The organism is Halalkalicoccus sp. CG83 (assembly GCF_037081715.1).
GTDB lineage: Archaea > Halobacteriota > Halobacteria > Halobacteriales > Halalkalicoccaceae > Halalkalicoccus > Halalkalicoccus ordinarius.
In genome coordinates, this window is sequence record NZ_JAZDDH010000002.1 from 91,701 (window position 1) to 111,332 (window position 19,632).

18 protein-coding genes, 1 tRNA gene and 1 pseudogene are annotated in these 19,632 nt (G+C 65.8%); 12 read left to right on the forward strand and 8 right to left on the reverse strand.

Annotation, left to right across the window (positions count from 1 at the left end; genetic code table 11):
• Positions 1–127: 127 nt before the first annotated feature.
• From V0Z78_RS14010 to V0Z78_RS14025, 4 genes are all read left to right on the forward strand, one after another.
• The gene (locus V0Z78_RS14010) at positions 128–2,362 is read left to right on the forward strand and encodes a heavy metal translocating P-type ATPase (protein ID WP_336345292.1); all 2,235 of its coding nucleotides are present in this window, start codon (positions 128–130) and stop codon (positions 2,360–2,362) included.
• A gap of 41 nt (positions 2,363–2,403) precedes the next feature.
• Entirely contained in the window at positions 2,404–3,087 is a 684-nt protein-coding gene (locus V0Z78_RS14015; protein ID WP_409338744.1) for a metal-dependent transcriptional regulator, read from the forward strand.
• 95 nt (positions 3,088–3,182) lie between these two features.
• On the forward strand, positions 3,183–4,109 hold the full coding sequence (locus tag V0Z78_RS14020; protein WP_336345293.1) for a ZIP family metal transporter: 927 nt from the start codon (positions 3,183–3,185) through the stop codon (positions 4,107–4,109).
• 80 nt (positions 4,110–4,189) lie between these two features.
• Positions 4,190–5,263, forward strand: coding sequence for an alpha/beta hydrolase (locus tag V0Z78_RS14025; protein WP_336345294.1), 1,074 nt, complete (start codon positions 4,190–4,192; stop codon positions 5,261–5,263).
• A gap of 27 nt (positions 5,264–5,290) precedes the next feature.
• On the opposite strand, the gene V0Z78_RS14030 is transcribed toward V0Z78_RS14025, so the two are convergent.
• Positions 5,291–5,548 carry a hypothetical protein gene (locus V0Z78_RS14030; RefSeq protein WP_336345295.1) on the reverse strand — a complete coding sequence of 86 codons (258 nt, stop codon included), beginning with the start codon at positions 5,546–5,548 and terminating at the stop codon, positions 5,291–5,293.
• Between the two features lie 419 nt (positions 5,549–5,967).
• Between V0Z78_RS14030 and V0Z78_RS14035 the strand changes: the two genes are divergently transcribed.
• Positions 5,968–6,954: an aminopeptidase gene (locus V0Z78_RS14035; protein WP_336345296.1), complete on the forward strand. Its 987-nt coding sequence runs from the start codon at positions 5,968–5,970 to the stop codon at positions 6,952–6,954.
• Between the two features lie 328 nt (positions 6,955–7,282).
• Here the strand turns inward: V0Z78_RS14035 and V0Z78_RS14040 are convergent, their stop codons facing one another.
• The 3 genes from V0Z78_RS14040 to V0Z78_RS14050 all read right to left on the reverse strand — a co-directional run bounded on the left by V0Z78_RS14040 (position 7,283) and on the right by V0Z78_RS14050 (position 11,616).
• Positions 7,283–8,374, reverse strand: coding sequence for an aminopeptidase (locus V0Z78_RS14040; RefSeq protein WP_336345297.1), 1,092 nt, complete (start codon positions 8,372–8,374; stop codon positions 7,283–7,285).
• 74 nt (positions 8,375–8,448) lie between these two features.
• Entirely contained in the window at positions 8,449–8,883 is a 435-nt protein-coding gene (locus V0Z78_RS14045; RefSeq protein WP_336345298.1) for a CBS domain-containing protein, read from the reverse strand.
• A gap of 84 nt (positions 8,884–8,967) precedes the next feature.
• The gene (locus tag V0Z78_RS14050; RefSeq protein WP_336345299.1) at positions 8,968–11,616 is read right to left on the reverse strand and encodes a valine--tRNA ligase; all 2,649 of its coding nucleotides are present in this window, start codon (positions 11,614–11,616) and stop codon (positions 8,968–8,970) included.
• Positions 11,617–11,820: 204 nt separating this feature from the next.
• On the opposite strand from V0Z78_RS14050, the gene V0Z78_RS14055 reads away from it, so the two are divergent.
• The gene (locus V0Z78_RS14055; protein WP_336345300.1) at positions 11,821–12,732 is read left to right on the forward strand and encodes a decarboxylating 6-phosphogluconate dehydrogenase; all 912 of its coding nucleotides are present in this window, start codon (positions 11,821–11,823) and stop codon (positions 12,730–12,732) included.
• A gap of 193 nt (positions 12,733–12,925) precedes the next feature.
• Here the strand turns inward: V0Z78_RS14055 and V0Z78_RS14060 are convergent, their stop codons facing one another.
• The 3 genes from V0Z78_RS14060 to V0Z78_RS14070 form a co-directional block, all read right to left on the reverse strand.
• Complete coding sequence (locus V0Z78_RS14060; RefSeq protein ID WP_336345301.1) at positions 12,926–13,603, reverse strand: DJ-1/PfpI family protein; 678 nt, start codon at positions 13,601–13,603, stop codon at positions 12,926–12,928.
• Between the two features lie 102 nt (positions 13,604–13,705).
• Entirely contained in the window at positions 13,706–13,948 is a 243-nt protein-coding gene (locus tag V0Z78_RS14065) for a hypothetical protein (protein WP_336345302.1), read from the reverse strand.
• A gap of 86 nt (positions 13,949–14,034) precedes the next feature.
• Positions 14,035–14,325, reverse strand: a complete 291-nt coding sequence (locus tag V0Z78_RS14070; RefSeq protein WP_336345303.1) for a HalOD1 output domain-containing protein — start codon at positions 14,323–14,325, stop codon at positions 14,035–14,037.
• 260 nt (positions 14,326–14,585) lie between these two features.
• Between V0Z78_RS14070 and V0Z78_RS14075 the strand changes: the two genes are divergently transcribed.
• The 5 genes and pseudogenes from V0Z78_RS14075 to V0Z78_RS19085 form a co-directional block, all read left to right on the forward strand.
• Positions 14,586–15,065 carry an Lrp/AsnC family transcriptional regulator gene (locus tag V0Z78_RS14075; RefSeq protein WP_336345304.1) on the forward strand — a complete coding sequence of 160 codons (480 nt, stop codon included), beginning with the start codon at positions 14,586–14,588 and terminating at the stop codon, positions 15,063–15,065.
• Between the two features lie 162 nt (positions 15,066–15,227).
• The gene (locus V0Z78_RS14080; RefSeq protein WP_336345305.1) at positions 15,228–15,809 is read left to right on the forward strand and encodes a 2Fe-2S iron-sulfur cluster-binding protein; all 582 of its coding nucleotides are present in this window, start codon (positions 15,228–15,230) and stop codon (positions 15,807–15,809) included.
• Between the two features lie 121 nt (positions 15,810–15,930).
• Entirely contained in the window at positions 15,931–17,292 is a 1,362-nt protein-coding gene (locus V0Z78_RS14085) for an MATE family efflux transporter (RefSeq protein WP_409338748.1), read from the forward strand.
• A 43-nt stretch (positions 17,293–17,335) separates the two neighbouring features.
• A tRNA-Arg gene (locus tag V0Z78_RS14090) sits at positions 17,336–17,408 on the forward strand.
• 366 nt (positions 17,409–17,774) lie between these two features.
• A pseudogene (locus V0Z78_RS19085) lies at positions 17,775–18,109 on the forward strand (tyrosine-type recombinase/integrase); the annotation flags it as partial.
• 4 nt (positions 18,110–18,113) lie between these two features.
• On the opposite strand, the gene V0Z78_RS14095 reads toward V0Z78_RS19085, so the two are convergent.
• Positions 18,114–18,719 carry a homing endonuclease associated repeat-containing protein gene (locus V0Z78_RS14095; RefSeq protein ID WP_336345307.1) on the reverse strand — a complete coding sequence of 202 codons (606 nt, stop codon included), beginning with the start codon at positions 18,717–18,719 and terminating at the stop codon, positions 18,114–18,116.
• 230 nt (positions 18,720–18,949) lie between these two features.
• Between V0Z78_RS14095 and V0Z78_RS14100 the strand changes: the two genes are divergently transcribed.
• Positions 18,950–19,366 (forward strand): hypothetical protein, encoded by a 417-nt coding sequence (locus V0Z78_RS14100; RefSeq protein ID WP_336345308.1) that lies wholly within the window; start codon positions 18,950–18,952, stop codon positions 19,364–19,366.
• The last annotated feature ends 266 nt before the right edge of the window (positions 19,367–19,632 follow it).

Below are 19,632 nucleotides of genomic sequence, written 5' to 3' on the forward strand. Positions count from 1 at the left end.
TCACGTCCCGTACCGCCGGAGCCCGACCCACGTTAATAACTTAGGTCCGATTCATTACTAGGGTTTACTGAAAGCACGCCGGAAAATCGCAGGGAAGTTAATACACGTCGGACCCGAAGGACGGGTGATGACCACCAACGGAGGCGACGAGCCCGAGGTGGGACGGTTCTCGGTCCCCGAAATGGACTGTCCCTCCTGTGGCGGCAAGGTGGAGTCCGGCCTCTCCCGGCGCGCCGGCGTCGAGTCCGTCGAGACCCACCCGGCGAGCGGCCGGGTCGTCGTCCGGTACGATCCGGCGGTGACCGACCGCGAGGCGCTGATCGCGGCGATCGAGGGGACCGGCTACGCCGTCGAGGGCGACGCGGACGAGGGCTCCTCGGAGCCCATCCGGCGGAGCCCGCGGGCGATCGCGACGGCGCTTGGAGGCACGATCCTCGTCGTCGGCCTCCTGCTTCGCTTCGCCCTCCCGGGAGTCGACGCCGCGCTGTTCTCGATCCTCGGCCGGACGTACCTGCTCTCGCACGGCCTGTTCGTCGCCAGCGCGGCGATCGCCGGAGCGCCGATCCTCCGGGCGGGTCTCTACTCCGCCCGGGCGCGCTCACTCGACATCGACTTCCTGATGGGGCTCGGCATCCTCGGCGCGGTGGCCGCTCACCACCCCTTCGAGGGGGCGACGCTCGCGGTCCTCTACAGCGTCGCCGAACTGCTCGAGCGGTTCTCGATGGAGCGTGCGCGCCGCTCGCTCCACGAACTGATGGAGCTCTCGCCCGACACGGCGACGGTCCGGCGCGACGGCGAGGAGCGAACGATCCCCACCGAGGAGGTCGCCGTCGGCGACGTCGTCGTCGTCCGGCCCGGCGAGCGCCTCCCCATGGACGGGGTCGTGCTTGAGGGCGAGAGCGCGGTCGACCAGTCGCCGATCACCGGCGAGAGCGTTCCCGTCGACAAGGCCGAGGGCGAGGAGGTGTTCGCGGGGACGATCAATGAATCGGGCTACCTCGAGGTGCAGGTGACGAGCGAGGCGGGCGAGAACACGCTCTCGCGGATCGTCGACCTCGTCGCCGACGCCGAGCGCAAGAGGACCGACCGCGAACAGTTCGTCGATCGGTTCGCGAGCGTCTACACGCCGGCGGTGGTCCTCGCGGCACTGCTCGTCGCCGTCGTACCGCCGCTCGTGCTCGGCCGGGCGTGGGACGTCTGGTTCCTCCGGGGGCTCACGCTGCTCGTGATCTCCTGTCCGTGTGCGTTCGTCATCTCGACGCCGGTCTCGGTGGTGTCGGGGATCACCAGCGCCGCGCGCAGCGGCGTGCTGATCAAGGCCGGCACCCACCTCGAGGCGATGGGCGAGGTCGAGACGATCGCGCTCGATAAGACGGGGACGCTCACCGCCGGCGAGCTCGCCGTGACCGACGTCATCCCGGTCGGCGACCGCAGCGAGGAGGAGCTGCTGCGGTGTGCGGGTGCGATCGAACGCCGGAGCGAACACCCGATCGCGGCGGCGATCGACGAACGCGCCGACGGGTCCGGCGCCGCCGCCCGAGCGGTCGCGGGCTTCGAGAACCTGGCCGGCAAGGGCGTGCGCGCGGAGCTCGACGGAGTCGCCCACTACGCCGGCAAGCCCGCGCTGTTCGAGGAGCTCGGCTTCGACCTCTCGGGAACGCGGCTTCGAAGCGACGGTGGCCTCTGTCTCGAGGAGGGCTGTCGCGAGGACTGCGAGAGCCTCCGCGACGAGGTCGTCGCCCGGCTCGAACGCGAGGGGAAGACGGTGGTGCTCGTGGGCACCGACGAGCGGATCGAGGGCGTGATCGGGGTCGCCGACGAGATCCGTCCCGGCGCGCGCGAGGCCGTCTCCCGGCTGCGCGAGCAGGGGATCGAGCGCGTGGTGATGCTCACCGGCGACAACGAGGGGACCGCCCGTACCATCGCCCGCGAGGTGGGCGTCGACGAGTACCGCGCGGAGCTGCTCCCCGAGGAGAAGCTCGACGCCATCGAGGCGCTCGAACGCGAGGGGCGCGTGGCGATGGTCGGCGACGGCGTCAACGACGCGCCCGCGCTGGCGACCGCGTCCGTCGGCGTGGCGATGGGCGCCGCCGGAACCGACACCGCCATCGAGACCGCCGACGTCGCGCTGATGGCCGACGACCTCTCGCGGCTCCCCTACCTGGTTCGGCTCTCCCGGACCGCCAACGGCGTCATCCGGAGCAACATTGGCGGGAGCCTCGCGGTGAAGGCCGTCCTCGCGGCGGGCGCGCCGTTCGGTCTCGTGACGATCGTCCACGCGGTCGTGATCGGCGACATGGGGATGAGCCTCGCGGTGACGGGCAACGCAATGCGTCTGGCCCGGATCGAACCCGAGGAGTAGACGCCGACAGACTTAGGGATTAGCCCCGTCTAACCCGACCGATGATGCTCAGCGCGGTCATGGAGGACTATCTCAAGGCGATCTACCACCTCCAGAGCGAGACCGACGACGAGCGCGTGCGGACCTCGGCGATCGCCGACTACCTCGACGTGACGCCGCCGACCGTCACGAGCATGCTCTCGAAGCTCGAGGAGCGAGAGCTCGTCGAGCGAGAGAAGTACAAGGGGGTCGCGCTCACGCCCGACGGCGAGCGCGTCGCCCTCGAGGTCGTCCGTCACCACCGCCTGCTCGAGGCCTATCTCACGGAACACCTCGATTTCACGTGGAGCGAGGTCCACGACGAGGCCGATCGACTGGAACACCACATCAGCGAGGCGTTCGAGGAGCGCGTCGCGGCGGCGCTCGACGACCCGAAGGTCGACCCCCACGGCGCGCCGATCCCCAACGAGGACCTCGAACCGCCCGCGACCTCCGCGGGAACGGCACTCGCGGAGTGCGAGGAGGACGATCGGGTCGTCGTTCGCGAGGTCAGCGATCACGACCCGGAGATCCTCGAATACCTCTCCGAGCGGGGGATCAACCCCGGCGTCGAACTCGAGATCGTCGAGGTCGCCCCGTTCGGGATGATCACCGCCCGTCCCGCGGACCGCGAGGGAAGCCTCTCGCTGCCCGAGCGCGTCGCGCTCCACGTCCGGGTCGCGCCCGTCACCGAGGTGACGTCCTGATCGCGGAGTTCGGCCCATAATATATTTACTTTAGGTCCGTCTAACATCGGATGATGAATCACCGCCCCTCGGTCGGGCCCAGGGGGGGCATGTAGATGTCCTCCGGCTACGACCTCTCCCGATACGACCCTCCTCGTTGGCTGCTCGCCGTCGGTCCGATCGCCGTGCTCGCGATGGCGGTCGGAACGCTGTTTCTCACCTCGCCGTTCGGCGATAGCGCGGCGATAGCGAACGCCACCTCGATCGAGGTGCTCTGGTCGCTCTCGGTGATCGGTTTCTTCGCCGGCATCCTCCCCGTCCTGATCGGCATGCTCTGGTTCCCCTACGTCCGCTCGCTCGACGGCCGGTGGGTCCACGCGGTTCTCGCCCTCTCGGCGGGGATCCTGGCGTTCGTCGGCGTCGAGATCGTCGCCGAACTGTTCGGCTACGTCGCGGACGTCGGCACCGCCCGCCTCGGCGAGGCCGTCGCCGTCGTCGGCTCCCTCGGAACCTTCCTCGCGATGTACGGGGTGAGCGTCTGGCGGCGGCGAGTCGTCGCGGCCGGCGGACTCGGGGACGGGCTGCACGTGGCGTATCTGGTCGCGATCGCGCTCGGGCTGCACAGCCTCGGTGAGGGACTCGCGATCGGCAGCGCGTTCGCCCTCGGCCAGGAGGGGCTGCTCACGCTGCTGGTGATCGGTTTCCTGCTGCACAACGTCACCGAGGGCCCGACGATCATCGCCGCCATCGCGCGGGACGCCGAGGCGCCGCCGATCCGTCACTTCGCGTTCATGGGCGTGCTCGCGGGGGGGACCGTCATCGTCGGCGGCTGGGTCGGCTCGCTGCTCGTCTCGCCGCTCGTCGCGACGGCCTTCTTCGCCGTCGCGCTGGGCGCGATCGCACAGGTGATCATCGAGGTCGCCCAGCTCGTTCAGGCGGACGCCGGGCGGGTCCTGACGCGGCTCAACGCCGTCACCTTCGCGCTCGGGGTCGGACTGATGTTCCTCCTCGAGGACGTCCTCGTCGGGGGACTGTTGCTGTAGCGAACGATCGGAGGGCGGTTCCCGAGGTCGACTCCCGGACGTCCCCCTACTTTTATCGTGAACATCTACGGGGATTGGATATGGGTCATCGATCCCACTCAACCGACGAGTCGACGGACCGACGCTTCGACCGTTCACGACGCCGGTTCCTCGCGGGAAGCGCCGCCACGCTCGCGCTTCCGACGGTAGCGAGCGCGGCCGGCGCGAGCGAGCACGGAGCGGAGACGGACGACGAACTCGAGGCACACGACGTGACCGCCGGAGACGGGCTCCGACTGCGGATCTGGGAGCGCTCGCCCGACGACCCCGAGGAGGCCGTACTGTTCGTTCACGGCGCGACCTACGGCGGTCGATCGATGTTCGACCCGCCGGTCCCCCAGGAGTACGAGACGTGGATGCGGTTCGCCGCGAACCGGGGGCAGGCGGCGTTCGCCGTCGACGTACGCGGCTACGGCGAGAGCGAGCGCCCCGAGTTCGTCATGCGAAACGGCGAGCCCCCGGTGCGTGCGACGAGGGCCGCCTGTGACGTCGCCGACGCGCTCGCGTGGATCGGCGAGCGGTTCGACCGCGTTCACCTCGTCGGCGTCTCCTGGGGGACGATGATCGCCGGAACGCTGTTCGACGATCACGATCCGGAGGTCGTCTCGCTCGTCCAGGGGGCGCCGGTCTACGACCTCAGTCCCGAGCTCCGCGAGGCGTTCGATCACGACGGTACCTCCTATCGGACCGTCACGAAGCCCGAGGTCGAGGAGCGCTGGAACGCCCAGATCCCCGAGGACGCGGATCCCGCGGCCTTCCGCGGGGCCGACCCCGACGACGACTTCGTGCTGGACGCGGTCTGGGAAGCCCTCCACGACTCGGGCCAGCGTGCGAGCGAGGAGGAGATCCTCGCGCCCAACGGCACCCTCGAGGACGTCCAGCAGTCGCCGGTGTACGACGCCGCGGCGATCGACGTGCCGACGCTGATCGCACGGCCGTCGCTCGACACCACCTCGACCCGCGAGGACGCGCTGGCGCTCTACGACGCGCTCGAGGTACCCGAAGGGCGTGCCGAGTACGCCGAGTTCGACGGCGCAACCCACATGATCCACCTCGAACGCCGCCGTCACGCGCTCTACGACGCCGTTCACGGCTTCCAGGGGCGCGCGCCGTAACGTCCCGATCCGATCTCGTTCGGACGATCAGATCTGGCGAATCCAGACGCCATCGTCGTCGACGCGATCGATCGCCGCGTCGTCCAGGTCGTAGGTTCGATTCCTCCCGTCGCCCTCGTCATTTCCGTCGTCCCAGCCGAGTGCCTCCTTGATCGCGTCGGTGATCCCCTCGTCGCTCTCGACGCTCGCCCGTCCGTCGCTCACGTCCGAGACGGTGCCGATCCGCTCGCCGTCCGCGGTTCTGACCGGCTTGTCGCGGTCCTCGTCGGTGAACTCGTGTGCCATACCTCCCCTATCCACGGAACACACCTCTCGCTGTGGGTGACGATCGCAAGGGCGTTTTCAACCACCCTTCTCCTCTTCCCGGCCCCACCTTACGATTCATCGAGCTTCGGTACGAGAGAACCCATCAGCCCGCGTTCGTTCACGCGAGCAGGAGCCCTCGTCCACGACCGAGATCGGACCGCCTCGACTCATCGGGACGCTCGTACTGCCGAGGGAGGCGTTTAACCGGCCGCTCAGTTGGCGTGTTCATCGCCGAGAGGTTCATCGGCTACCGACGAGTCCAGGGGAGGTGTGCCGAAGAGAGGGCCCGTATCCGGACCGTTCCGTTGTGTAGAGACAGCGCAGCCGCTAACCGGGGTACCGGATGATATGCCCCCAGTTCCCAAACGGTTCCGTAGTACACGTCCGATTACGTCATGATGCGCGAACTCGAGTACAGCGTCGTCTGTCGTGAGGTCATCGAAGCGGTCGGCGAGGTAACGGCCGATGAGGAGGTCCTCATCGTCACTGATCCGCTGATGGTCGATATCGCCCGCCCGCTCGCCGCTGCGTCCCGTGGTCTCGGCGCACCGACGTCCATCGTCGTCAAACCGCGTCTCGAGGCGCACAACGTCGAACCGCCATCCGCTGTAGCGGGCGCCATGCGGAACGCGGACGTCGTCTTCGACGTGGGAACGCACGACGTCGCCCACACGGACGCTCGCCGGGCGGCCTCGAACGCCGGCACCCGGTTCGTGTTGATGCGTGGAATCACCGAGGAGGTGCTGATCGATCAGATGGATACGGATTACGACGACCTCCGCCGCGTGACCCGCGCGGTCTCGGCGATCCAGACCGCCGCCGAGTCGGCGCGGGTGAGGAGCGCTCGAGGCACGGATCTGACGCTCGATCTGACCGGCCGAAGCGGATTCCCCATCGATGACGGATTCGATGCGGGGCTCGTCGTGCTGCCGGCCGGCAAGTCCGCGATCACGCCCGTCGAGGGGAGTGCACAGGGAACCGTGGTCGTCGATTACTCCATCGATTCCATCGGCCGGCTCGATGAGCCGGTCGAACTCACGATCGATGACGGTCGCGTGACTGCCATCTCGGGCGGCCCGCAGGCGCAGGACCTTCGCGACCTCGTCGAATCCAAGGGCGAGTGTGCGCGGAACGTCGCCGAGGGCCCGTCCATCGGAACGAATTCGGAGGTGAGCCTCACGGGGAACCAGGCTACGGACAAGAAGAAGCGGGGAACGATGCACATCGCCATCGGCGACAACGTGACCCTCGGGGGCGAGGTCGAGTGCGACGTCCACCTCGATATGACGCTCTCGGAAGCGACCGTCACGTTTGACGGATTCACCGTCCTCGATGCGGGACGGTTCCGACGCCAAGCGGTGATAGACCACGCCGCCGAGTTGTGACGGCGTCCCGAATCACGGAGCTGATTCCGTCTCTCATCTCCGTTCCACCGCTACAGTATGACTTCGTGATGAATACCGCTCTGGGTCCGGTACGCGATTCTGGGACGGTAGGCAGGGTACGATCCGTCGTTACTCGTTTTCCTCCGTCGCCTCTTCGATTTGATACGAATCCGCTCGATCCCGCGAACCCTGCACGAAAACCGATTCGCTACTTCTCGAACCCCTCCTCCCAGCGGAACCGGCCGTTTCGCTGGACGACCTACGCGCACCGTTTTCCGCTCGCTCGCTCGTGCTCACTCGCGCAAAACCCTGCACGGAAAAGAACCGTCTACCCCTCGAACCCGTCCTCCCATTGGAATCGACCGTTCCGCTGGACCACCTCGTCGTCGATCTCCAGCTCTCCCTCGCTCACGTCGGTGATCAGGTCGACGTGGACCGCGCTCTCGTTTCCGGCCTCCCCATCGGGCAGGTTCGAGTCGTAGGCCCGCCCGAGCGCGAGGTGGACGGTGTCGCCCATCTTCTCGTCGAACAGCACGTTGTCGGTGTAGCGATCGATGCCGCGGTTCATCCCGATGCCGAGTTCGCCGAGTCGGCGCGCACCCTCGTCGGTCCCGAGCACCGTCTCGAGCACGTCCTCGTTGGCCCCCGCCTCGTAATCGACCACCTCGCCGTCCTCGAACCGCAGGTACACGTCCCGTAGACGCCTCCCGTTCACCGTCATCGGGACGTCGAAGAAGACCTCGCCCTCGGTGTCGTCGGGTGCCGTAAACACCTCTCCCGAGGGAAGGTTGTGCGAGTCGTAGGCCACGCTCGCAGCGGAGTTAACGGCCGTCCGACCCTCGATCGACATCGTCAGGTCGGTGTCCTCCTTCACGAGTCGGACCTCGCTTCCCTCGTCGAGCAGCTCCTTCATCCGCGCCATCTCCCCGGCGAGGGACTCCCAGTCGCGCAGCATCGCGCCGTAGGCGAACGCCTGGTACTCCTCGTAGGCCATGCCGGCCTGCTGGGCGAGGCTCCGCGTCGGATGAACGGTCGAGACCCAGTCGGTCGCCATGCGCGCCTCCCGGACCTCGGCGCTCGCGCTGGCGTATTCCTGACGGACGTCGCCGGGGACGTCCGCGGTCGCGCTCGTGTTGCGCCCGCCACCCAGTCGGAGGTAGACGTCGGCGTTCTCCACCAGCGCGAGTTCGTGGACGCCGGCCTCGAACTCGCCGTCATGGGCGGTGAGATACGCCCGGGTGACCTCGGCGGAGTCGTAGGTCGCGACGAGGTTCGCACCCCGCTCGCCGAGTTCCTCGGCGACGGCGACCGCCAGGTCGTGGGCGCCCTCCGCGACCGAGAGGACGACGTCGTCGCCCCGTTCGACCCGCGCGCTCCAGTCGACCAGCACCTCTGCGTGTTCGTGGATACGTTCGTCCATGGCCGAGAAGCGCACAGCGGGGAGAAAAGGGCGGCGGTCGCGACGATCGCGGGGTCATAGCGGTCAGCGCCGTCCTACCGCTCGTCGGACGCGTAGCCGGGTGACTGCTCCTCGATGACCTTCGCGGCCTCCTCGAGCTCCTCGGCGCTCGTCGCGATCACGTCGTCGAGCGAGACGATCCCCTCGAGCTGGCCCTCGTCGTCGACGACCGGCAGCCGGCGGACCTTCGCGTCGCCGAACGCCGTCGCCAGCTCGTAGGCCCCGGTGTCGGCGGCCACCGTCTCGGGATCCTCGCTCATCAGGTCCTCCGCGACCAGCGAGCTCACGTCGTCCTCCTGGCCGACCGCCAGCGCGATCGTTCGGTCGGTGACGATCCCGACCGGCGCGCCGTCCTCGACGACGACGACCGAGCCGACTCGCTCGTCGTTCATCGTCTCCGAGATCTCGCTCACTTCGGCGTCTCTCTCCACCGTTATGACGTCCTCTCTGGCGAGATCTAGAACGGGCATTGCAGTCGTCGGTTCGGCGGTGAGGCACGTAAGAAACGGGGTTGCGATGGCTGAGGTTTTACGACGACGGGTCGAGACGCTCGCTCAGGGGAAGACGAGCACGGTCGCGCCGTCCGTCTCGAGCACCGCGACCTCCTCGCCGCCCTCGGCGCGGTGTTCCTCGCGGATCTCGACCGCCTCGCCCGGCAGGGTGACCGTCTCGCCCTCGACCTCCAGTTCGATCTCGTCGTCGAGGGACTTCTGGCGCTCGATATCGGTGGGATCGCTCTCCTCGAGCGCCTTGAGGACCGCACCCGCCCGATCGCGGAACTCCGGGCCGATCACGCTTCGATCGGGGTCGACCTCCACGGGGACGAGTTCGACGTCCGGTCGTCCCTCCTCGACGTAGACCGGGGCGTTGATCGTCTCGCTCAGGTCGTAGGTGTCGAGCGCGTCGATCGACTCGGGGTAGACCTCGATCCGATCGAGCTCGGCGTTGAGCGCCATCCCCGCCTCTGACTTCCAGCCACGGACCGCGCTCGCGACCGCCGCGATGGTGCCGCCGACCGCCGTAGCCTCCTCCCGGTCCCAGTCGATCCTGACCGCGGGCCACTCGGCGGCGTGGACGCTCTCCTCGACGCCGGGGAGCTCGTTCCAGATCTCCTCGGTCACGAACGGTGAGAACGGCGAGAGCATCCGCAGTGATCCCGAAAGCGCAGTGTAGAGCGCGTGGCGGGCGGCGTTTCGCTCGCCCGGTCGGCCCTCGTAGAGTCGGCCCTTCACCAGCTCGAGGTAGTCGTCGGCCAGGTCGTGCCAGACGAACTCCCGGATCGTTCGGAGCGCGCTATCGAACCGGTAGGCGGCCATGTCCTCCTCGACCTCGTTCGCGACGCGATCGAGCTCGGTCAGGATCCACTTGTCGGCGGCGCGGTAGGCGGGTGCGTCGATGGCGGGAGTGTCCTCGTCGAGGTGGCCGTCGGCGAACCGGCTGATGTTCCAGAGCTTCGTGAGGAAGCGCGAGGCGCTGGTGACCTCCTTCGACTGGAACTGGATGTCGCTTCCGGGTTGCCCTCCAAGGGCGATCGCCTGACGGAAGGCGTCGGCGCCGTGCTCCTCGACGACCTCCTCGGGCTGGACGAAGTTGCCTCGGGATTTGGACATCTTGTTGCCGTCCTCGCCGAACACCATGCCGTTGATCAGCGCCTCTTCCCAGGGGATCTCCCCCTCGAGCGCCGCCGTCCGGAGGATCGTGTAGAACGCCCACGTGCGGATGATGTCGTGGCCCTGCTCGCGCAGTTGAACCGGCGAGAAGTCGGCCTCGGGCCAGCCCGCGACGTGCATCGCCGAGATGGAGGAGTCCATCCAGGTGTCCATCACGTCGGTCTCGCCGCGCCACTCGTCGCTCCCGCAGTCAGAACAGGCCGCGTCGGGGCCCTCGCGCGTCGGCTCGACGGGAAGCTCCTCGCTCTCGGCGACCCGGACGTTGCCACACTCCTCGCAGAACCACGCGGGGATCGGAGTGGCGAAGACGCGCTGGCGGGAGATGACCCAGTCCCACTCCATGCCCTCGGTCCACTCCTCCAGACGGGCGTACATGTGTTCGGGAATCCACTCGATCTCCCGAGCGTTCGAGAGGATCTCCTCCTGGTCGACCCGGATGAACCACTGCTCCTTCGAGAGGATCTCGATCGGCGTGTCACAGCGCCAGCAGGTTCCCACGGACTGCTCGACGACCTCCTCGCCCTGGAGGTAGCCGCTCTTCTGGAGCGCCGAGGGGATCCGATCCTTCGCCTCCTCGATACTGAGCCCCTCGAACTCCGTGGCGCGCTCGTTGAGGTGGCCGTCCTCGGTCAGCACGGTCCTGAGGGGCAGGTCGTACTCGGCCCACCAGTCGACGTCCTGCTTGTCCCCGAACGTACAGATCATCACCGCGCCGGTGCCGAACTCCGAGTCGACCTCCTCGTCCTCGATGAGCTCGACCTCCTGGCCGAACAGCGGTACGTCGAACGTCTCGCCCACTCGGTCGCCGTAGCGGTCGTCGTCGGGATCGACCGCGACTGCGACGCACGCCGGAAGCAGCTCCGGTCGGGTCGTGGCGATCTCGATGTCCGTCTCGCCGTCGTCGTCCGCCCGCGACTCCTCCGGCGGAGCCGCGCCGTCGAACCGGATCGTGTAGAGGGTGCCGCCGCGGTCCTCGTTCTCGACCTCGGCGTCGGCGATCGCCGTCTCACAGCGCGGACACCAGTTGACGGGGTGTTCGTCCCGGTAGACGTACTCGCGCTCGCTCATCTCGACGAACGAGCGCTGGGTCTTCCCCCAGTAGTCGGGGTCCATCGTCTTGTACTCGTGGTCCCAGTCCTGGGAGAAGCCGAGCAGCCCCATCGTCTCCTTCATCGCGTCGATCTGCTCCTCGGTGTGCTCGATGCAGAGCTCGCGAAACTCCTCGCGCGAGACGTCGGTGCGGTGGATGTCGTGGTTCTCCTCGACCTTCACCTCGGTGGGCAGACCGTGGCAGTCCCAGCCCTGTGGGAACAGCACGTCCTCGCCCTGCAGTCGGTGAAAGCGCGCGGCGAAGTCCATGTAACACCAGCCCAGCGCGTTCCCGATGTGGAGGTTGCCAGTCGGGTACGGCGGCGGCGTGTCGATCACGTAGTCTGGGTGCTCCTCCTCGTCGGCGTAGCCGTAGACGTCCGAGTCCTGCCAGCGCTCGCGCCAGCGAGGCTCGACGCTTGCGGGGTCGTAACTATCGTTCATGGGGTGTGTCTCTCTACTGAGCGTAAGTGGATTGCGTTGTCGAATCGATCGCTAACGACGTACTACCGACTGGGTCACGCTCATGCGCGAGTCCAGCGGGCGGGCTCGCATAAGCCTTCCCGTCGCAGCGACACGGCGAGGGCCGTCGTCCCGTTCGGCCCGCGAACCACAACCGATACCTTCGACCCCGCGCCATCGCCGAGCATGCAACTGGGCGTCATCGGACTCGGACGGATGGGCCGGATCGTCGTCGATCGGTGTCTCGACGCGGGCCACGACGTCGTCGCGTTCGACCTCTCGGCGGAGGCGACCGCGCGGGCGGCGGAGGCCGGCGCGGAGGCGGCCGACTCCGTCGAGGATCTCTGTGACCGGCTCGAGGCGGGCGAGGAGGGCGGACGGCGGATCTGGCTGATGGTTCCCGCCGGGGAGGCCGTCGACGCCACCCTCGCGGATCTCGAACCCTACCTCACGAGCGAGGACGTCGTCGTCGACGGCGGCAACTCCCACTTCGAGGCCTCCGTCCGGCGAGCCGAGGCCACGGAGGCGGCGTATCTCGACTGTGGGACCTCCGGCGGGCCCGCCAGCGCCGAGGCGGGCTTCTCGCTGATGGTCGGCGGACCCCGGCCCGCCTACGAGGCGCTCACCCCGGTGTTCGACGCCGTCGCGACCGGCCCCGAGGGCCACGACCGGATGGGACCCTCGGGGGCGGGCCACTACGTGAAGATGGTCCACAACGGCGTCGAGTACGCGCTGATGCAGGCCTACGGCGAGGGGTTCGAACTGCTCCACGAGGGCCGCTACGATCTCGACCTCGAGAGCGTCGCCCGGACGTGGAACAACGGCGCGGTCATCCGGTCGTGGCTGCTCGAGCTCTGCGAGGAGGCGTTCCGCGAGGAGGGCATCGATCTGGGCGACGTCGACGACTACGTCGCCGGCGGCTCGACCGGGACGTGGACCGTCCAGGAGGCGCTCGAACAGGAGATCGCGCTGCCGATCATCTACCAGGCGCTCGCCGAGCGCTTTGGCTCCCGAGCGGATGAGGGTCGGTTCTCGCGGCGGCTCTCGAACCGCCTGCGTTACGGCTTCGGCCGCCACGAGGTCGCTCGAAGGGAGTGATCGGCCACGAACGAAGCGAGCGTAGCGACGGCCGACCGGAAGGCGGTCGTCGCGCTTTTCGCCCACGTTTCGCCGAGGGCTGGTAAAGCCAGCCCGTAGCGCAAAAGGTGGACGGCTCCGGCCGCCACGAGGTCGCTCGACGCGAGGAGAGCGCGCCGGCCGGCGTGACGTCGAGCCCGGCAGCGACGCGCGTTCAGACGCGGTAGACCTCGCCCCGGTCGTACTCCAGGGTGGTCGCCACTCGGTCGGCGAGCTTCCGGTCGAACTCCCGCTCGAGTATCCACAGCGCCAGATCGATCCCCGAGGTGACCCCGCCCGCGGTCAGCACGTCGCCGTCGTCCACGACGCGAGGCACCGCCTCGCTCATGCGGCCAGAGGAACCCCGCTCCTCGCCGTCCACGACACGAGGTACGCCAGAACCCCCATCGTCGTCCCGCGCCTCGACCACCTCGGCCGCGGTCTCGCGCAGGTCCTCGAGCGCGCCCGCGTGGGTGATCGCGGGCCGGCCGTCGAGCAGTCCGGCGCGTTCGAGCAGCATCGCGCCCGTGCAGACCGAGGCGAGCGTCGCGCCGGCGTCGTGTTTCGCCCGTAGAACCGGCGGAAGCTCGTTGCGCCGGTACTCGCCCCAGGTCCCCCGGTCGTCGCGTCCGTTCCAGCCGCCGCCGGGGACGACGAGCAGGTCCGGCTCCTCGAGAACGCCGTCGGGTTCGACGCGCAGTCCGTGGCTCGCGGCCACCCGATCGACCGGCTCGCGGGTGACCGTCGAGACGTCGAGATCCGCGCCACGGTCTGCGGCGGTCGCGAACGTCTCGTAGGGCCCGATCGCGTCGAGCTCGTCGAACCCCTCGTACAGCAGAACGTCGACGTCCATGTTCGGCTATCGACGACGGCGACCGTAGCCTTTACTCCACCATCGCGTTCGGACCCCATCCGGATCGATCTCTTCCGCGTGGCGCCGGTCTACGTCGATCCGTCACGTCCACTTCCCCGGACGGCGATGGCCGAACCGGACCGACTCACGGTCGAACGACCGGTGAACGACCGTGTGTTCGGTTTCGAGGTAGTGTCGGATCGCTTGCCCGGTGCAGTCACCTCCGCGGCGCTCTTCGTCCGAATCCGTGATCCAGTCACAGGCGGTACAGTAGTGCATCTCACCCTCCCCCGGACGCGCCGAGACGGCCCTCGGTCGGTCGCGTTCCTCCTTCGAGGGGATCACCTACGTCCGTTCCGAGCCGCGGTCCGTGTCGGTTCCTGGCTGGAATCACGACGTCGCCTCTCGTCCGTTCGCCGGACTCGCGGCCGTCATCGCCCGCTCTCCGCCAGCGAGACGTCGCCGTTCCCGGTCACCGTGACCTCATAGCTGTCGTACGCGAAGGTGATGGCTCCCTCGCGTTCGTCTCGACTGTCGTTCAGACTGGCGACGAAGGCATCGAGCGCGTCGGGGTCGATCGACGGGTAGAGGGGTGGGAGATCCAACGGGGAGACGGCCTTTGCGTTCGCGACCGCGCTGACGATGGATTCACTGGCGCTCCGAACGGGCGGACAGACAGGCGTCGGGTCGGTAGCGTTCGGCGCGGCCAACCAATCATTCATACTCTCCTATCAACGGATGACGATATGAACCTATCGGAGCGTAATTCGAGATCCCCTATAAAAGAGTGTTCAGAGTAGAATCTCGCATATATTATCGATATCTCGTGGACTTTCGATGTCTTCCGTCCTTCCATTATAAAGGATCCAGCGTAGGATCGAAAATCCACTCATAGATCGGATTTATAGGAACTATCGAGACGCACTTCCTTCGTTGCAGGGAGCTTCGATACGCTCTTGGCGGCGGAGGATCGACGCCACACGTGGACCCGTATCAGCTCGACGACGTGGACGAGCGCCTTCTGAGCCTGCTGCAGGAGAACGGGCGGTATACGGCGACCGATCTCGCCGAACGGATCGGCGTCTCCGACAACACGGTTCACAACCGGATGCGGAGGTTGGAGGAGGCGGGTGTCATCACCGGATACACGGCGACGATCGATCACAAGCGGACGGAGCTCTCGCTCTACTTCCTGTTCACCTGTACGGTTCGCATCAGTCGGCGCTCCGAGATGGCCAACGAGGCGCTCGCGATACCCCGAGTGCTCGAGGTGACCGAGCTGATGACTGGCGAGAGGAACCTCCTGATCAAGGTGGTCGGCGCCAAGGACGTGGAAATCTCCCGGACCGCCGAACGGCTGGACGAACTCGGTATCGAGGTCAACGACGAGGACCTCATCCGTGCCGAACACGCCGTCTCGCTCGACTACGTTCGGCTCCGAGGGCTGGACTCCGAGGAGTGAACGTCGACACCGCGGTGACGACCCTCGCGACCGGCGTCCGGGTGACGTGAAGGCCGAGCCGGTCTACCGTTCTCCATGAACGTCGTCGCGATCCGCGCCCCGGGGCGATTCGAGTGAGGTGGATCAAAACGCTGTTAACCCACCCTTCCGTACCCCCCGGACATGGTAGACGTATTCGCCGCATCGATCGGGGCCTTCCTGACGCTCACCGTGGTGGTCCTGCACTTCGCGCGGGGCACCGAACGGTCGATTCCCGACGACATCTCCGAGGAGGTGCTCGAACGCCGCGCGGCGACCGTCCCCGAGACCGACTTCCCCGAGCCGATGAACCGCGCGATCGGCGGCGGCGGCGGTGCCGCTGCGGCCGTCGGCGCCGGCGGCGAGGGCGCCGAGGGCGAACTCGAGGAGGGCGGCGAGGAGGCCGCCGGGCCGGGCGACATCCCCGAGGACGAGATCGAGTACTTCGAGATCGAGTACGCGAAGGAGGGCGAGACGATCGAGGTCGCCAACAACGAGACGCTGCTCGAGGCCGGCGAGGACGAGGGGTGGGACCTGCCCTACGCCTGTCGGCAGGGCCAGTGCGTCTCCTGTGGCGGGCAGATCGCCGACGGCCCCTCCGAGGACTTCGTCGAACACGACAACCAGCAGATGCTCGACGAGAACGAACTCGAGGACGGCTACACGCTGACCTGCGTCGCCTACCCGCGCGGGGAGTTCACCCTCGAGACCAACGAGACGCCCTGAGGCTCTCGTTCACCTCGCCAACGCGGCGCGATCACAGCGTTGATACCGTCTCTTCTTCTCCTGAAACGTAGTGGCTGACTCGGAACGAAGCAGCCTCACCGAGGGTGGGCTGGTGCGTCCGATGGCCCGGCTGGCGTGGCCGATCGTCGTCTTCCAGCTCCTGCAGGTCACCTACAACCTCGCGGACACCCTCTGGCTGGGGCGGCTCTCGGCGGACGCCGTCGGCGCGATCAGCCTCGCGTTCCCACTGGTCTTCCTCCTGATCGCGGTCGCGAGCGGCTTCACTACCGCCGGCTCGGTGCTCGTCGCCCAGTACACCGGCGCCGAGAGCGAGCGCTCCGCGGGGCTGTTCGCCGGCCAGACGCTCGCGTTCGTCACGCTTCTGGCAGCCGTTCTGGGTGCCATCGGCTACCTCTACACCGGGGGGATGCTCTCGCTGTTGCCGAGCCAGGCCGCTACCGGCGAGCGGGTCGTCCCGCTCGCGGCAGACTATATGCGGGTGTTCTTCCTCGGGCTTCCGTTCCTGTTCGGCTTCTACGTCTTCGAGGCGCTGATGCGCGGCTACGGCAATACCCGCGCGCCGATGGCGCTCATGTTCGGCAGCGTCGCCGTCAACGTCGTCCTCGATCCGTTCCTGATCTTCGGCTGGTGGGCCTTTCCCGCGCTGGGCATCGAGGGCGCAGCGGTGGCGACCGTGTTCTCGCGGGGATTAGCGACGGTCGCCGGGTTCTACGTCCTCTTTCGAACCGGCGTGGGGCCCGACGTCGAACTCTCGCATCTCCGCCTCGATCCCGCGAACGTCCGCGAGATCGTCGAGCTGGGCGTTCCCACCTCGCTCGAGCAGTCGGCTAACGCGCTCGCGCTGGTCGTGCTCACCGCGATGGTGGTCTCGTTCGCCCCGCCGGTGGTCGCGGCCTACGGGCTCGGCAACCGGCTGATCTCGCTGGTCTTCCTGCCCGCACTCGGGATCTCGCGGGCGACCGAGACGATCGTCGGCCAGAACCTCGGCGCCGAACGCCCCGACCGCGCCGAACGGGCCGTCCGCCTCGCCGTCGGCGCCGCGAGCGGCGTGATGTTCCTGGTCGCCCTGGTCGCCGTCGCCTTCGCCCGGCCGATCAACGCGGTCTTCCTCGGCGACGTCCCCGGGGCCGCGGAGACCGTCTCGCTCGCGACCGAGTACCTCCGGATTCGTTCCGCGGAGTTCGCGTTCATCGGCGCGATGCAGGTCGTGCTCGGGGCGTTTCGCGGCGCCGGCAACACCAAGACCGCGATGGCCCTCTCGTGGCTGAACCTCTGGGGGGTGCGCGTCCCCGCCGTCTATCTGCTCGCGTTCGTCCTCGGATGGGGCGCGACCGGGATCTGGGTCGGCATGACGCTCGGACACGTCGTTGGCGCGGTGCTCGCCGGTGGCTGGTTCCTGCGGGGAACCTGGAAGGAGTCGGTGATCGACTCTCCGGACTCGGTGGCGGCCGCCGAGGACTGACGCTTCACAACGGTTAAACGGCCGACGTGAGTACTTCCGGTAAGGGCGCGTAGCTCAGTGGACAGAGTACTTGGTTCCGGACCAAGATGCCGCGGGTTCAAATCCCGTCGCGCCCGCTCTGCTGTATGCCGTCTCGGATTGACCCGACGGCGTCCAGGTGTTTATAAATCCGCTGCTCATTTTGGCACCCGATTTGAACACGCGATGAAGCGCGCCTCTTATCCTTCAGGTGGTTCAATAGATTTGTTATCGAGCATCCGGTTTAACTGTTTGCTACTGTTTAACACTCGAAATGGAACCCACTGAACACAAGGACTACAGCGGTTGGGAGTTCGCAAAGTCCGCGGGCGGATTACCGAAGTCAAGACCAACAGGCGGAACCCGGTTCCGAGGATGCTACCCGGGTCGAACCCGATGAAACACGTTCGCAGCACTACTTGAGTAGACACGCGCGCTACCGGAGAACCGTTGCTGACCGAACGACGGCAGACGCATTGAGACGGTGGCTGAAAGAGCGAGAAAACTACGGGATGTACCGTGAAACGGATTCATTGTGGTTAACGAGGGAGGGAAACCCCTACCAATTACAACCCCTCCGATACCTTCTCAGCCGTCTCTGCGATATTGCAGACATCCCAACGGAGAACCGGAAGATGTCGTGGTATGCAATCCGCCACTCCTTGGAACATACATGACCGCAGAACGGGATTCGAAAGCAGCACGGAGCCAACTACGACACAAGTCACCCCAGACAACGATGCGATACGACCAAACACCTGTAGAGGACAGGAAAGAAGCTCTGGAACGGATAAGATAAATAGTCATACATCGCTATTTTGTCCGTTATTTGGCTCAACCTCAGTAGAGCTCTGTCGGTTGGGCGTCAATCCTGCTGCTTCAAGGGCGGCATTCCATGACCCGAACCGAGTATGATATGTCGTTGGACTGAATTTGCCGTGGTCACGCATGTCGGTCATTTTGGGTGTCGATTCAAGCTCATCAGCAAGCCGTTGAAGCTCCGCTAGTAATTCATCAGCTGCGAGTTCGGCAGGCTGTTGGCTGTTGACTGACAATCCGGCCGCCATGATTGCGTTGTTCCATGAGTCAAACCGTTCCTGATAGACCTTCGCGCTGAACCGTCCATGGTCGGCCATATCAGTCTTCGTCGGCGTTGTCCCGAGTTCATCCGCGAGTTGCTGGAGTTCTTCGGCTAACGCATCGGCGGGGATTTTAGCTGGTCCGCGTTTGTTTGGCTCAAAGCCAGCCGCGGCAAGCGCATCGGTCCACGACCCGAATCGCTTTTGATATGTCTTTGCGGTAAATGCGCCATGGTCACGCATATCTTGCACCTTCGGCGTAGTTCCGAGTTTGTGAGCAAGTTGCTGGAGTTCCCTTAACAATTCATCGTCCGGAATACGTTCAGGCATGCTTCATCACTCCATATGTCTGGCTTCATTATTTCGTTTGTTCCCTTGCCTGTCTCTGATACTCACTATATGGTACCAGTTATTTTCAGATAAGAATGAGCAATCCTTTGAAGATGGTTTTATCGTAGCTAAGTTATAGCAATTTGGTTCGAGCAACTGCAAGGAGTGTGTTTAAGTATCCTGCGTCTGTCGTTGTATATGTGGTAGCGGATACCACCGAGGTAAAAACAATGAGTGACAAAAACCAACCCGATGAGGCGCGCCGAACGTTCATAAAAGGAGCTGCAGCGACTGGTGTAGCGGCGACTGGTCTCACTGCATTTAGCGGTAGTGCTGTCGGACAGCAGCAGCGAATTCGAAGCCTGAACATAAATCTGACGGAGCAAGATGGATTGCTGAACGTAGTCGTCCAGAATGTGAACGCTCTGAATAATGTCAATGTTGAAGACATCGTCGTCACCGTTATTGGGGGAGACGTCCTCAGTAACATTGAGGTTGACATCCGGAACATTGACGTTAACGTTGAGATTATAGACGACGTTAACGTGGAGAATGTACTGAATAACAATGTTGTTCAGGTCGCGGTTGTTGCACTTAGCGATACTGGTGATATCGTCGCACAAGGAAGCGATGCCCTCAACCTCTAAGTTGACGAATAACAACGACAACGATGAGTAGTTGACGTTATTTAATTTTTATTGGAGGGGGACTCCACCGCAGTCCACGTGAAACCCGTCAGTTACGACTGCGTCGCTCGGTTGACTCCCGGGTATCGATTCTAAGCCCGTTGTGGTACGACATCCGCATTCGGGCGTCCCAACCCTTATGCGAGATTGTCGAATCAAGAAGGCTAATGTCTAATCCACTCCATGATGGAAAGGTAGCAACACTCTCTCCATAGTCAGTAAAGGTC

Bases quoted from the DNA above. Each gene is read 5' to 3' on its own strand.
- V0Z78_RS14010 (WP_336345292.1), top strand. From the start codon at position 128: ATGACCACCAACGGAGGCGACGAGCCCGAGGTGGGACGGTTCTCGGTC.
- V0Z78_RS14015 (WP_409338744.1), top strand. From the start codon at position 2,404: ATGATGCTCAGCGCGGTCATGGAGGACTATCTCAAGGCGATCTACCAC.
- V0Z78_RS14020 (WP_336345293.1), top strand. From the start codon at position 3,183: ATGTCCTCCGGCTACGACCTCTCCCGATACGACCCTCCTCGTTGGCTG.
- V0Z78_RS14025 (WP_336345294.1), top strand. From the start codon at position 4,190: ATGGGTCATCGATCCCACTCAACCGACGAGTCGACGGACCGACGCTTC.
- V0Z78_RS14030 (WP_336345295.1), bottom strand. From the start codon at position 5,548: ATGGCACACGAGTTCACCGACGAGGACCGCGACAAGCCGGTCAGAACC.
- V0Z78_RS14035 (WP_336345296.1), top strand. From the start codon at position 5,968: ATGCGCGAACTCGAGTACAGCGTCGTCTGTCGTGAGGTCATCGAAGCG.
- V0Z78_RS14040 (WP_336345297.1), bottom strand. From the start codon at position 8,374: ATGGACGAACGTATCCACGAACACGCAGAGGTGCTGGTCGACTGGAGC.
- V0Z78_RS14045 (WP_336345298.1), bottom strand. From the start codon at position 8,883: ATGCCCGTTCTAGATCTCGCCAGAGAGGACGTCATAACGGTGGAGAGA.
- V0Z78_RS14050 (WP_336345299.1), bottom strand. From the start codon at position 11,616: ATGAACGATAGTTACGACCCCGCAAGCGTCGAGCCTCGCTGGCGCGAG.
- V0Z78_RS14055 (WP_336345300.1), top strand. From the start codon at position 11,821: ATGCAACTGGGCGTCATCGGACTCGGACGGATGGGCCGGATCGTCGTC.
- V0Z78_RS14060 (WP_336345301.1), bottom strand. From the start codon at position 13,603: ATGGACGTCGACGTTCTGCTGTACGAGGGGTTCGACGAGCTCGACGCG.
- V0Z78_RS14070 (WP_336345303.1), bottom strand. From the start codon at position 14,325: ATGAATGATTGGTTGGCCGCGCCGAACGCTACCGACCCGACGCCTGTC.
- V0Z78_RS14080 (WP_336345305.1), top strand. From the start codon at position 15,228: ATGGTAGACGTATTCGCCGCATCGATCGGGGCCTTCCTGACGCTCACC.
- V0Z78_RS14085 (WP_409338748.1), top strand. From the start codon at position 15,931: ATGGCCCGGCTGGCGTGGCCGATCGTCGTCTTCCAGCTCCTGCAGGTC.
- V0Z78_RS14095 (WP_336345307.1), bottom strand. From the start codon at position 18,719: ATGCCTGAACGTATTCCGGACGATGAATTGTTAAGGGAACTCCAGCAA.
- V0Z78_RS14100 (WP_336345308.1), top strand. From the start codon at position 18,950: ATGAGTGACAAAAACCAACCCGATGAGGCGCGCCGAACGTTCATAAAA.